Below are 13,428 nucleotides of genomic sequence, written 5' to 3'. Positions count from 1 at the left end.
TATTTATTTTCGTTGCAGGAATACATACTTTTTAACAGAATATTTAATGTTTGATTACATTTTATTGGAGTGGATTATATGTCTTTTCAAATTCGTGAAGCTACGATAGGCGATATAGATGCACTTTGTTCTTTAACAACAGAATTAAAGGGTTCCTCTATTTCCTATGAAGATATGAACAACCGATTGCAATTCGTACAAATGAGTCCGTTTGATTTTTTATATGTTTATGAGGAAGAAGAAACCATATGTGGATTACTTGGGTTTCGTATACGTGAAAATTTAGAAGATGTAACTCGTTATGGAGAGATTTCAATTATTAGTGTTGATTCTACAATACGACGGAAAGGCATTGGACAAATATTAATGGATTATGCGGAGCAATTAGCAAAGACACATAATTGTATCGGCACATGGCTAGTCAGTGGAACAAAAAGAGTAGAGGCACATCCTTTTTACAAAAAATTAGGATATGAAGTAAATGGATATCGATTTGTAAAACATTTTTAAACTACTTTTTAATTGAAAGGACTATAACTATGACAAACATCGAAGCAATTTTTATTGATCGTGACGGTACAATTGGTGGTGACACTACAATACATTACCCCGGATCTTTTACATTATTTCCTTTTACAAAAGCAGCTCTGCAAAAACTAAAATCTCAAAATATAAAAATTTTCTCTTTCACAAATCAGCCAGGTATCGCGGATGGGATAGCAACTGTAGCTGATTTTGCACAAGAATTAATAGGTTTCGGCTTTGATGATATTTACGTATGTCCTCACAAACACGGTGATGGTTGTGAATGCCGTAAACCAAGTACAGGTATGCTGCTGCAAGCAGCTGAAAAACATGGGCTTGATTTAAAAAAATGCGCTGTAATTGGTGATCGCTGGACTGATATCGTTGCAGGCGCAACAGTACATGCGACAACGATATTAGTTCGAACAGGCGCTGGATATGATGCTTTACATACGTACCGAGACAAATGGGCACATATTGAACCAAACTACATTGCAGAAAACTTTGAAGATGCTACAAATTGGATTTTAAATCAACTATAATACAAATTAAAAGAGACGTTTTCACAATGAAAACGTCTCTTTTAATCTTATATTTTTTTAAAACGTTAATTCATAATGAAAATAACGATTATCTCTCAAATAACCATTTTCAGCATATAATCGCTGTGCTGATAAATTATCAATCTCCGTTTGTAATTTTACACCTTTTGCACCATTTTCTAATGCAAATTCTTTAGCAGCTTCTAATAATTTTTTACCTGTTCCTGCCCCGCGCTTAGTTGCTTGTACAAATAAATCATTTAAAATCCATAATTCTTTCATCGAAATGGAAGAAAATGATGGATATAATTGTGTGAAGCCAATATATTTGCCGTCTTCAACTGCAACAAAAATAACGGATTCTTTTCTCTCGATTCGACTTCGCAAAAATACTTTTGCTCCTTCTAAATCGGAATCTTGTCTATAAAACATACGATAGTTATTAAAAACTGATGCTAGTCCATCTAAATCTGCAATTGTTGCCTCATATATTCTCATTTTACTCCATTCCCCTTCCAATACTGTCTCATTATATCCGTTGCCCATTTAGGCTGTACAATTTCTTCTTTCGGCATAAACTCTTTCATTATCGGCTTTATATCCAATATAGGTGTGCCATCAATAGCATCTAACCCCTCAACAATAATTGATTTACCTTCTCTTTTGATCACCTTTACAATTGTTGCTCCTATGCGATTCGGACGATTTTTCCCGCGCTGTGCAAAAATGCCTACTTTAGGATAATCATTATTATTTCTAGGATGTCTAGCAAAATATTGAATTTGTTCATCAGTTACTTTATGAAAATAAAAAACAACTTCAATATGAGAAAAATCTTCAATCCCTTGTATACTTTCCTCTGTATACATTTCAGTTACAGTAATACAGGATCTTACTTCTCCCCACTCATCATCTTTTATTTCCTTTCTTTCATTATGTACAAATGCGATTGGTTGAACTGAAAACATACGCATTCCCCCTCAATTGTAACCACTTACATTATAAAATATTTTCTGAATGTTTTCCACAAACTTGAACTAGGTTACATAATATAATTATAATCTATTTTGTAAAGCGAAATTAACTGCTTCAACTGCATGTATATAAGTTGTGTCAAATACCGGAATGGATATGTCTTCCTGTTTTATTAATAACCCTATTTCTGTACAACCTAATATGATTCCTTGTGCCCCTTCTTTTACTAACTCTTCTATAACTCTTTTATAATACTCTCTAGATTGGGATGTTATCTTTCCTAAACACAATTCTTTATATATTACTTCATTTATTTTATCTCTATCCTTTTCTGATGGAACCATTACTTTTATATGATTCTCTTCTATGCGTAACTTATAAAAATCTTGCTCCATTGTATATTTAGTTCCAAGCAAACCAACCCTTTGAATATCTTTCCTTTTAATTTCTTTCGCAGTTGCATCAGCGATATGTAAGACTGGAATATGAATATTCTCCTTTATTTTCTCAACTACTTTATGCATTGTATTTGTGCAAATAATTATAAAATCTGCTCCTCCCCTCTGTAACGAATATGCTGCATTCCCTAATACTTCTCCCGCTCCATTCCAATTTCCGTTAGACTGGAATCGCTCAATCTCTTCAAAGTCCACACTATTAATCATACATTTTGCTGAATGTAACCCTCCTAATCTCTCTTTTATTTCTTCATTTATGATTCGATAATATTCAGAAGTTGATTCCCAACTCATACCACCAATTAAACCTATTGTTTTCATTACACAAACACCCACCTTATACTGTTTTTCAAAAATAATCACAACATTTTATTATGTATATTATACATAATAAAACAAGACTTTACGTTTATAATATAAAGTCTTGTTTTAACTATTTCCAAGGAAATTTTATAAGAATATTCTGAAATTAATTACCGAATGTTTTTATAGAATCTTCATATTGATAATGAAAACATTCTCGATACAACTGTTTAATTTCATCATATGATGGCACACGTGGATTATTTGCTGGACTTCCACTTTCAATTGCATCTGATGCCATTTTAGAAATAGCTTTTTCAAATTCAACCTCACCAATTCCGTATTCTTTTAAATTTGGAATACGAAGATCAAAACAAAGTTTTTTTATTTCTCCCAGCGTGTAGTCGGCTACTTCTTCATCACAATAGGAATACAAATCTTTATTTAAACAACGACCAATATCCGCTAGTCTTTTTACTGCACTAACTTTTGTATATTCTAAAACTGTAGGTAATAGTATTGCATTCGATATACCATGTGGTACATGAAATAACGCTCCTACCGGCCTTGACATTCCATGAACTAACGTAACAGATGCATTTGAAAATGCGATTCCAGCTTGTAAAGAAGCAATCATCATCGCTTCTCTTGCCTCCATATTCTCTCTATCTTCATATGCACTACGTAAATATTTCATAATACTTTCAATAGCGGAAAGTGCAAGTACATCGGTAAGCGATTGTGAAACTTTAGAAATATATGCTTCGACTGCATGACATAATGCATCTATCCCTGTTGCTGCTGTAATATGAGGTGGTACCGAACGCGTTAAAATTGGGTCAATAATCGCTACTTGCGGTGTGAAATTTGGATGCTTCATCATCATTTTTACATCTGTTCGTTTATTCGTAATTACTGCTACACTTGTTACTTCCGATCCAGTACCAGAAGTTGTTGGGATTGCAATTAGTGGTAGCGGATCTTTGTCTATTTCCATATCTTTTTGGACATAATCTTCCACTTCTCCACCATTTGTATATAACACCGCAACTGCTTTCGCCGCATCAATACAACTTCCACCACCAATACCAATAATAAAATCACACTTTCCTTCTTTACAAATAGTTAACGCTTCTAACACGTGTATATTTGTAGGCTCAGCATTTACTTTATTATATGTAATAACAGTAATACCTTTCGTATTTAATTGTTGCATACACCTCTCAACATATCCTAAATTCTCCATAATTGTATCCGTAACTATAAACGCTCTTTTCCCCAACTTCTTAGATTGTTCCCCCAGCTTTTCTAGCGAATTTCTTCCATATAATACGGACTTCGGCATACGAAACTCAGCAACTTCTTGCAAGTACCCCACCCCTTCTTACCCTAATTAATGTTTTAGTTTATAAAATATCGACTTAATAAATTCCTGTTGCAGTATAGAATGCAATTACTAAAAATACAGCAACCGTTTTCAAAATTGTAATAGCAAATATATCTTTATATGACTGTTTATGTGTTAAACCTGTTACTGTAAGAATAGTAATAATAGCTCCGTTATGTGGTAATGTATCCATTCCTCCCGATGCCATTGACACGATACGGTGCATTACTTCTAATGGAATATCAAATTGATTAGCCGTTGCAATAAACTTATCTCCCATCGCACTTAAAACAATTCCCATTCCTCCTGATGCAGAGCCTGTAATACCGGCTAAAATATTTGTCGTTACTGCTCCATTCACTAGAGGATTTGTGAATGTGGCAGAAATACCATCTCTCATAATGGCGAATCCTGGAAGTGCTGCAATGACACCACCGAATCCAAACTCAGCTCCTGTATTCATCGTTGCAAGTAACGCTCCACCAATACTTGTATTCAATCCAGCTTGAAATCCTGTTACTACTCGTTTCCAATATAATAATAACGTTGTTACAATACCTATAATAAGTGCTAATTCTACTGACCAAATTCCAACTACTGCACTTAATTCTACTTTTCCAAATGCTTTCATGCCAATTGCAGAAAAATCAAAACCATTCGGATACCACTTCGGTATCATAATAGTAAAAACTTTATTCATTACACCTACTAAAATAAGTGGTATAAAAGCAATCACTTGCTGAACTCTTGTAATTTCAATGCTTTTCAGTAATGGCATATCTTTTTGTTCTACTTGCACTTGCAAAGAAGCTGCCATTTCAGTATCCCCATCGTTAAAACCAAAATACCCTTCTCCTGCTGCCTTCGCCTTCTTACGTCTACTCTCTAAATATAGTAATCCTAACGTCAGTACAAAAATTGCCCCTACAATACCCAGTATCGGCGCAGCATAAATGTCCGTTTTAAAAAATGTTGTAGGTATTACGTTTTGAATTTGTGGTGATCCAGGTAGCGCATCCATTGTAAATGTGACCGCTCCAAGTACAATCGTTCCAGGGATTAAACGCTTCGGAATATTCGCTTGTCGAAACAGCTTAGCTGCGAACGGATATACAGCAAACACTACTACGTACACACTAACGCCACTATACGTTAAAATAGCACCCATTAATACAATCGCTAAAATCGTACGTTTTTCACCAACTAACTCTATAATTGTCTTTGCAATCGAGTCTGCAATTCCTGACATTTCTACTACTTTTCCAAATATTGCCCCAAGTAAAAATACAGGGAAATATAGTTTAATAAAACCTACCATTTTCTCCATAAAGATATTCGAAAAGAAAGGTAATACAAAACTAGGCTCTGTTAAAAATACCGCAAATAATGCAAATATCGGTGCAAATAAAATAACAGAAAACCCTCTATATGCTACAAACATAAGTAAACTAAGTGCTAATAATATAATAACTAGCTCCAATCATACCCCTCCTTTAAACTGAAAATTCAAACTTTTATTGATAAACTTCTACTAATCTTTTATTTCTGACATCCCTCCTCTTATTCATACAAATTTTTCATGCTAAAAATGTCTAATTATAAGTATTCGATTACATATGAAAAATCCCTTTAAACATAAAGTGAAACTTTAATCAGTGGGGGGTTTGTACATCCCCCACTGATTATTAGTTGAACCAATCGGACGTTTACGGACAGTTGATCTCCCACCTAACTTCTTTGCTCCAACTGAATTTTGAGGTGGGAGTTTTACTGTCCGTTAACGCGGGATAAACGAATTCATCGTCATACGTTATAAAGGGATTGCTAGTCTCTATATTTACTGCTTTATCAAACTATTGTCTACACAAAAATGATGTAGTTCTTTTACATCATTTACTATATGAGTTGCACCAAATTCAGTCAATTCTGTTTTACTACCATAACCGTATAAAACACCAATTGAAGCAATCTTATTATGATTCGCACCGATTATATCGTGCTTTCTATCTCCAATCATAACAATGTCTTCTTTATTAAATTCTTCATTTGTTTGTAAAATATGAGCAATGATTTCTTCTTTCGTTATTCTTGTACCATCTAAATTACTTCCAATGATACTTTCGAAATAATTCGTTAGTTGAAAATGATCTAGTACTTGTTTTGCAAATACAGTAGGTTTTGAAGTTGCTATAAATAAATGATTTCCGGTATCTTTTAATTGTTTTAAGAGATTTGGAATACCCTCGTAAACATTATTTTCTAACAATCCACGCTGCTTTACATACTCTCTGAAATAAAAAACAGCTCGTTCAACTTCTCCTTCGTTCATATTGTATCTCTCTACGAATGATTGCTGGATGGGTGGACCAATAAATGAATCTAACTCGCTTACATGTAATTCTTCAATTCCAACCTTTTTTAATGCATATAATACTGAATTTATAATTCCTTCTTTCGGATCCGTCAAGGTTCCATCTAAGTCAAATAGAAATGTTGTGTACAAATTTAATCCCCCGCTCCTATTTACTTTGCATATTATATAGAAGGCTTTTTCATGCCTACCTTTTACTATACTATCATTATTTATCTTTTCGGAAATTTCTTCTTCTATGTCACATACGTTCAGTTACAAAATGGAATACATATGATAAAGTAAAAAGGTTATAATTATTTTAATAGAAACTGGTGAATCTAATGTCAATAACCTTAATTGTTATAATGGTTTTCACAATTGTTATTCACGCGGTTGAAACAAGCTCTTATAGTATTCGATTAGCTGGAGTGCGTTTAAAGAGAATTGCTGTTGCTTTGTCTGTCGTAGGCATGGTGTTACTTATATCAAGAACATCTAACATGCTACAAGCCTTTTTAATCGGCGGGATTGTCGATGAGGCAAAACGAGACGCTTCCATTAATTTAGAACATACTATACGGCTCGTTCTATTATCCGCTTCTGTCGGTACTTTACTTGCAATTATACTGTATCCAACTTTGACCAAATTATTTGGATACGTCATTCAAAACTTTGAAACAGATGGTTCTTTCATTCGAATGATGAAAACAAATAACATTCAAAAATTAAAGTACACAAGAAAATACGTACGCTTTCCAAAATTAGAAATGATTCATAGACTGCGTATCGGTGGTATTCCAAAACGTATTATGCTTATTAACATGTTTGCTACTGCAATTTATACAGCTGGTGTTCTTTCAGCCCTATACGCTTCTTTTTTACTTCCAGCTTACGCAACAAAAGCTACTACAGCTTCTGGCCTTATTAATGGTTTTGCTACTATTTTATTAACAGTGCTGCTCGATCCACGTATCGCTCTTTTAACAGAGCGAGCTCTTCAATCAGAAGAAGGTGCAGAAGCAATGAGTAAAATGTATGGTTGGCTAATGATTTCTAGACTTTTTGGTACGTTATTAGCACAACTGTTATTCATACCAGGTGCTTACTGGATCACATGGATTATTAAACTGATGAATTAGTCCTCTATAAAAATAGTAGGTGGGATAACAAATGACTATACAAACAGAGCAAGATATAATTCGCTTAATCGAAAACGACGAATGGATGATGGATATATTACAAATGGCAAAATCACTAGAGCTACCAGATTGGTGGATTTGCGCCGGATTTGTTCGCTCTAAAGTTTGGGATACTTTACATGACTACGAAATACGAACGGCTACACCAGATATTGATGTCATTTATTTTGATCAATTACATACAGATGAGGTATATGAGCAATCACTAGAGAAAGCACTGGTAAATATGGATGCTTCTATACCTTGGTCGGTAAAAAATCAAGCTCGTATGCATGTAGTGAATAATATGCCACCGTACTCTTCTTCCGTTGATGCTATTTCTAGGTTTCCTGAAACAGCGACCGCTTTAGGAGTTACGCTTGACGAACTAAACAACGTCATATTAACAGCCCCATGTGGTATTGAAGATGTTCTTTCCTTACAAGTGAGGCCAACAGCTCATTTTCTTGAAACAAAAGAACGTATACATATGTACAAAAACAGAGTTATTAAAAAGAATTGGCAAAGTAAATGGCCAAACATAACAATCACATATCCAGAAATTTAGAAAGGGTGCTTCTCATTTATAGAAGCACCCTTTTCTTCATTTCAAAAAATGCATGACTGTTTCTGCAAATCTATCTGCTTCCTCATAATGCGGTGTATGACCACTCTCTTCGAATACAATACAATCCCCATTTTGAGCATCTTTATTAAATATTTCAATTTGTTTTTCACACGTTACTGCATCGTGTTTTCCTACAATTAATAACATTGGATTTTGTATATCTTTTATTTTTTGTAATAATGAAGTATGAACTGCTCCTTCTACTTTTAATCTATCAAAATGAATTTTGGAGCGATTTGAAAATACTTCCCACTCTTCATCACTATACAAACTCTCGTCTGTCACATCTTCCTTATAATTGTAAATCCCCATTCTATTTTCTTCTAATTCATTGCTTAGTCTTATATAAGCATCTAGCAACTCTTCTGAAGTAGCATTGCTAGATGAATAAGCGATGGACTCTTCTGCTACTTCTTCTTTTCCATACTTTTTTAATAAATGCCCTGTCTTTTGTAACAAAGCTCTACTTGTTAATGCAAAATCGAAAGTTGGCGCTTCAAATATGATTTTCTCTATTGAACTTGGATATATCGAAGCATATAACAATGCTACATATCCACCGAAAGAATGTCCAATGACAGACCATTTCTCAATTTGTAATACTTTTTTTAGTTCCTCACAGTCTTCAATCAAATCATTTAATCCAAAAGCTTCGTCCTCAGTAATTTCTTCTGAGCGACAAACACCTCTTTGATCTATCATTATTACATATAAAGAATCTTTTAAACGTTCCGCTTGATGAAATGAAAAATTATAGCAACTTTCTCCTGGTCCACCATGCAAGTATAGGACTGGTTTATTTTTAAGATTTCCATACGTTTCAACGTATAGCTTTTTCCCTCTAATGTTCATGTATTTCCCTGTTCCCATCAAATTCGCCTTTATAATCATCACCTTCTTTTTTACTGAATATTATAACATCCTAGATTAAATAATCCCTATTACATTTAAAAAGACGATGATTATTGCAAGTGGCGCTACAAATCGAAGTAAAAACGCCCAACAAGTAAATACTTTCTTTCCATAATTTCCACCTACAAAAAACTCTGCTTCTAGCACCTTCTTTTCCATTTTGAATGAAACGAAAATACTAATAAATAGTGCTCCAAGTGGCATTAATATATTACTAGATAAGAAGTCTACTGCATCAAAAATATTCTTTCCGAAAATCGTAATATCACTCCATATTCCAAATGATAACGCGGATGGTATACCTACTAAGAAAATGCCGAAACCGATTATCCATGATAATTTCGTTCTCTTTTCTTGTTCACCATTTGCTAATGCTGAAACAACTGTCTCTAGTAGAGAAAATGCCGATGTTAATGTTGCAAATGTAAATAGTGCAAGAAATACTGTTAAGAACAACCCACCGAATGGAATTTGACTAAACACAGATGGTAATACGATAAATAGTAATCCAGGCCCTTCTGTCGGCTCCATTCCTAATGAAAATACGGCCGGAAAGATAGCAAGACCTGCAAATAATGAAACAAATAAATTCAATCCAACAATTGTAACTGCTGATTTTGGTAAACTTTCTTTTTTATTTAAATACGAGCTATAGGTAACCATAATCGAAATCCCGATACTAATCGCAAAAAATGATTGTCCCATCGCGAATAAAATACTTTCTGAAGTAATCTTTGAGAAGTCTGGTTGTAAGAAAAACTTCACACCTTGTATTGCATTATCAAGTGTTAATGAACGAATAATAAGAGCAACAAATAAAACGAACAATGCTGGCAACATATATTTACTTGCTTTTTCAATTCCATTTTGTACACCCTTTGATACAACCCAAATCGTAATGAACATAAAAGCGAAATGTCCCATAATCGCCCAAGCGGGATTTCCAATTGTTTCAGTAAATAATGCTCCATAATTTTGTCCCGGAGTAATAAGTTGTCCTGTTACTCCTCTGAATAAATAAATTAACACCCATCCACCTACAACACTATAAAACGAAAGTAGTATAAAACATGTTCCAACGCCAAGGCGTCCAATCCAGTGCCATCCTGTATTAGGTGCGATACTTTTAAATGCTCCAACTGCTTGTTTCTGCGTACTGCGTCCAATCATAAATTCAGCTATAAGTAATGGTAGTCCAATTAATATAGTAAATAATATAAAGATTAAAAAGAATGCTCCTCCCCCACTCTTCCCAGCGATATAAGGAAACTTCCATATTGCGCCAAGTCCAATTGCTGATCCTGCTGCAGCCATTATAAAACCTAATTTCGAAGTCCATTGCTCCGTCTGTTTCATCTTATTTCCTCCTAATTAAATTACTCTATATAGATAATTAAATTTTATAAACCAATCCGAATAAACCCTCCATTTCTATTTCCATAAAATAAAAAAATGGCTCAACGTCTCTATATAAAGAGACGCTAAGCCATTTACTTAACGCGGTACCACCCTTATTGATTCCATTATGAATCCACCTTAGTAGTAATCGTTTGATTACAAACCTAATATCGAAGGTTAACCGTTAAGATTTACTAAGAATGTGATTCCGTTCCACCTTACTGCTCCTAGGCGAGTTCAGGATGTCATTTGACTATGTCACACCAACCCATAGCTCTCTGTACAAATATACGACCTTACTACTCCTATTCAACACATTTAAATATTTAGAATATATTTTCTTTTGAAATTAATATGAAGTATATCGGTTATATTTGTAACTGTCAAGGGATATATTAAAATTTGGTGAGAAAACTCTTTTATTTTTCATTATCCTTCGTCATCATCATCACCGTGATCATCAGTACCTTCTTCTTGATCATCGTCATCTTGTTGTTGAGATGACTCCTTTTGCTGAATAGCATTATTTACCGCTGTAGTAGACATGACTTCACCTGTTATTGTATGTACTCTTACATCAACTGTTTCTGTTTGTTTTTTTATTATAATTTGGTAGGTAGACGTACCATTTATATTGACTACACTTACATTCTCGATTAATCCGCCTGGTACTTTTTGTAACGCAACTTCTTTCGCCTGCTCTTCTGTAACGACTTTTTGTATTTGTGAAGTACCAATAAAAGCACCCGTCGCTTCTTCAATTTCTACCATTACATTCTCATTTGCACTTTTCTCTATCTCTATTACATATACATTTTTTTCGTTCTTTTTCTCTAGTCTTATCCCTTTCACATTCCCTTGTACTTGCTGCACTGCAATCTCTTTTGCTTGCTGCTCTGTAACTTTTGTCGTTTGTTTCTGTAACAATTGAATTTTGCCAGTTGTTTTTTCAATCTCAACTATTGTACTTTGAGTAGCATTTGTTTCTATCGTTATAACAAACACTTCTATCCCATTTCTTTTTTCTAATATAATTTGTTTAATGATCCCCTGTACTTTCTGAAGTGCCATTTCTTCCGCTTTTTCTTTCGTTATTGTATTACTTTTTAATGATATTTCTTTTGCACGTTTTATGTTACCACTTTGAGCATCTACTATTATTTCATATGAGCCTTTTTCATTTAAAAGGTTTACCTTATATACATCTTGTTCCCCTTTGTTTACTAATTTCATATTTTTTATTTTTCCAGGATACTGTTCAGACACAATATTCTGAATTTGTTTTTCGGATAATATTTTTTCTCCTTGCTTAGAAACAATACGTTGTGATACAAAAGCTACACTTACAAGCACAAAACAAAGTAACAATGCAACCTTCCATTTCTTTTTCATTTTCAAGCTCCTATCTCTTTATAAAAAACGAGGCAAATATACGGTAACTTTCGTCCATTTTCCCTCTTCACTTTCCAGTTGTATATTCCCTTCATGAGCATCAATAATTTGTTTCGCAATCGACAATCCTAGACCTGTTCCTCCTGTTTCCCTACTCCTCGCTTTATCAACTCGAAAAAAGCGATCAAACACTTTCTGTATATCCTCCTTAGGAATTCCCATACCGTAATCTTGAATAGAAAAAAAGACTCTTTCCTTTTGTATTCCTACTATCAAATCGATTGAATCTTTACTGTATTTCATTGCGTTATCCAATAATACTACTAATACTTGTTTTATTTTTTGTTCATCAATATTTACAACAATCTTTTCTTCCTCTGTAATAACACGAAAATCCCGATTATATGTTTTTTCTAGTTGTTCCGCAGTCAACTTGCATAAACGAACTACATCTGATTCTTTCGTTTCCAACTTCCACTCTGCACTACTGTTGGCAAGCAGTAACATTTGATTTGTCATGCCTTTCATTCTTACTGCCTCTGAGTATATCGCTTCTACAGATTCTTCTAAAACATCTTGTTTTTTCATTCCCCATCTTTTTAATAATTTTGCATAACTTTCAATAACTGTTAACGGTGTTCTCAATTCATGTGAAGCATCTGAAACGAACTGCTGTTGTTTTTCAAAGTTTTGATGTAATAAATCTATCATTTTATTAAATGTCGTTCCCATTTTGTACAATTCATCTTTTGATTTTTTCTCTAGCGATATCTTTTTGAATATCCCTCTATCTTGTATATGCTCCATTGTTTGTATTAAAGAGTTTACAGGTTTTAAAATTAGTTTACTTAACATTCTGCCCGCAAAAAAAGACGGAATTAAAACGAAAAGTGAAGCAATAACTAATACATTTTTTAACATATTCAAATTCTCTTGCAAACTATCTAAACGTTCTGTCATTTCTAACGAAACGATTTTCCCATCATTCCAAATAATTGGCATTTTTATATAAGCGAATTTCCCACCATTCTTCTCATAAATTCCCGCCGATTCTTTTCTTTCAAATTTCGTATTTACTGCTGGGATTGGTTTTGTACTATCCACTTCTTGTCTAATCATTACATTTGAATTTTCATTAATAACTCTAATCATACCGTTTGAAGGTAAGTATGGTTGTAGTAGATTTACTGCGTCTATTTCTTTTGCTGATTCCGCATTCATTCCTTCTATAATATGTACTGCCTCACGTTTTAATCGTTCTAACTCTCCGTTCGTTGTAACTTTATAAAACAAAAAGTATATAGAACTATTAATAAGTAACAAAATAAGTAGTAACCATACTGTAGAGAATAAATATATTTTATTTTTAATTTTCAT

At 33.6% G+C, this 13,428-nt stretch carries 14 protein-coding genes and 1 other annotated feature; of the genes, 4 read left to right on the top strand and 10 right to left on the bottom strand.

From position 1 onward, the window contains the following. Nucleotides 1-78: 78 nt before the first annotated feature. Together DN392_RS18970 and DN392_RS18965 are read left to right on the top strand one after the other, a co-directional pair. Nucleotides 79-510, top strand: a complete 432-nt coding sequence (locus DN392_RS18970) for a GNAT family N-acetyltransferase (RefSeq protein WP_000009790.1) — start codon at nucleotides 79-81, stop codon at nucleotides 508-510. 29 nt (nucleotides 511-539) lie between these two features. Beyond that, nucleotides 540-1,067 (top strand): HAD-IIIA family hydrolase, encoded by a 528-nt coding sequence (locus DN392_RS18965; RefSeq protein WP_000181713.1) that lies wholly within the window; start codon nucleotides 540-542, stop codon nucleotides 1,065-1,067. Nucleotides 1,068-1,124: 57 nt separating this feature from the next. Here DN392_RS18965 and DN392_RS18960 read toward each other — a convergent pair whose 3' ends face one another. The 6 genes from DN392_RS18960 to DN392_RS18935 form a co-directional block, all read right to left on the bottom strand. Continuing rightward, a complete protein-coding gene (locus DN392_RS18960) occupies nucleotides 1,125-1,565 on the bottom strand; it encodes a GNAT family N-acetyltransferase (protein ID WP_001223876.1) in 441 nt (146 codons plus the stop codon). Beyond that, nucleotides 1,562-2,035 carry an SAM-dependent methyltransferase gene (locus tag DN392_RS18955; protein ID WP_000493248.1) on the bottom strand — a complete coding sequence of 158 codons (474 nt, stop codon included), beginning with the start codon at nucleotides 2,033-2,035 and terminating at the stop codon, nucleotides 1,562-1,564. Before DN392_RS18955 ends, DN392_RS18960 begins: the two co-directional genes overlap by 4 nt. Nucleotides 2,036-2,122: 87 nt before the next feature. Continuing rightward, nucleotides 2,123-2,821: an aspartate/glutamate racemase family protein gene (locus DN392_RS18950; protein WP_048566485.1), complete on the bottom strand. Its 699-nt coding sequence runs from the start codon at nucleotides 2,819-2,821 to the stop codon at nucleotides 2,123-2,125. 148 nt (nucleotides 2,822-2,969) lie between these two features. After that, nucleotides 2,970-4,172 carry an alcohol dehydrogenase EutG gene (gene eutG, locus DN392_RS18945; protein WP_001158512.1) on the bottom strand — a complete coding sequence of 401 codons (1,203 nt, stop codon included), beginning with the start codon at nucleotides 4,170-4,172 and terminating at the stop codon, nucleotides 2,970-2,972. 52 nt (nucleotides 4,173-4,224) lie between these two features. Next, entirely contained in the window at nucleotides 4,225-5,670 is a 1,446-nt protein-coding gene (locus tag DN392_RS18940; protein ID WP_061672157.1) for a GntP family permease, read from the bottom strand. Nucleotides 5,671-6,027: 357 nt separating this feature from the next. Continuing rightward, a complete protein-coding gene (locus DN392_RS18935) occupies nucleotides 6,028-6,693 on the bottom strand; it encodes an HAD family hydrolase (RefSeq protein WP_061672895.1) in 666 nt (221 codons plus the stop codon). A gap of 191 nt (nucleotides 6,694-6,884) precedes the next feature. On the opposite strand from DN392_RS18935, the gene DN392_RS18930 reads away from it, so the two are divergent. Both DN392_RS18930 and DN392_RS18925 read left to right on the top strand, forming a co-directional pair. Then, nucleotides 6,885-7,682 (top strand): lipid II flippase Amj family protein, encoded by a 798-nt coding sequence (locus tag DN392_RS18930; protein WP_000028923.1) that lies wholly within the window; start codon nucleotides 6,885-6,887, stop codon nucleotides 7,680-7,682. Between the two features lie 31 nt (nucleotides 7,683-7,713). Further along, a complete protein-coding gene (locus DN392_RS18925) occupies nucleotides 7,714-8,289 on the top strand; it encodes a nucleotidyltransferase family protein (protein WP_048560538.1) in 576 nt (191 codons plus the stop codon). A gap of 36 nt (nucleotides 8,290-8,325) precedes the next feature. Here DN392_RS18925 and DN392_RS18920 read toward each other — a convergent pair whose 3' ends face one another. The 4 genes from DN392_RS18920 to DN392_RS18905 all read right to left on the bottom strand — a co-directional run bounded on the left by DN392_RS18920 (nucleotide 8,326) and on the right by DN392_RS18905 (nucleotide 13,428). Next, the gene (locus tag DN392_RS18920) at nucleotides 8,326-9,240 is read right to left on the bottom strand and encodes an alpha/beta fold hydrolase (protein ID WP_081113635.1); all 915 of its coding nucleotides are present in this window, start codon (nucleotides 9,238-9,240) and stop codon (nucleotides 8,326-8,328) included. A gap of 36 nt (nucleotides 9,241-9,276) precedes the next feature. Then, complete coding sequence (locus tag DN392_RS18915) at nucleotides 9,277-10,617, bottom strand: sodium-dependent transporter (RefSeq protein WP_000814514.1); 1,341 nt, start codon at nucleotides 10,615-10,617, stop codon at nucleotides 9,277-9,279. A 115-nt stretch (nucleotides 10,618-10,732) separates the two neighbouring features. Further along, nucleotides 10,733-10,981, bottom strand: a binding site (T-box leader). A 107-nt stretch (nucleotides 10,982-11,088) separates the two neighbouring features. Then, nucleotides 11,089-12,051, bottom strand: coding sequence for a PepSY domain-containing protein (locus tag DN392_RS18910; RefSeq protein WP_048566486.1), 963 nt, complete (start codon nucleotides 12,049-12,051; stop codon nucleotides 11,089-11,091). Between the two features lie 18 nt (nucleotides 12,052-12,069). Then, nucleotides 12,070-13,428 carry a HAMP domain-containing sensor histidine kinase gene (locus DN392_RS18905; protein ID WP_061672896.1) on the bottom strand — a complete coding sequence of 453 codons (1,359 nt, stop codon included), beginning with the start codon at nucleotides 13,426-13,428 and terminating at the stop codon, nucleotides 12,070-12,072.

Origin of the sequence: Bacillus sp. BB51/4, assembly GCF_008368845.1 — a bacterium.
GTDB lineage: Bacteria > Bacillota > Bacilli > Bacillales > Bacillaceae_G > Bacillus_A > Bacillus_A wiedmannii.
This window is presented reverse-complemented; position numbering and strand designations above follow the sequence as displayed.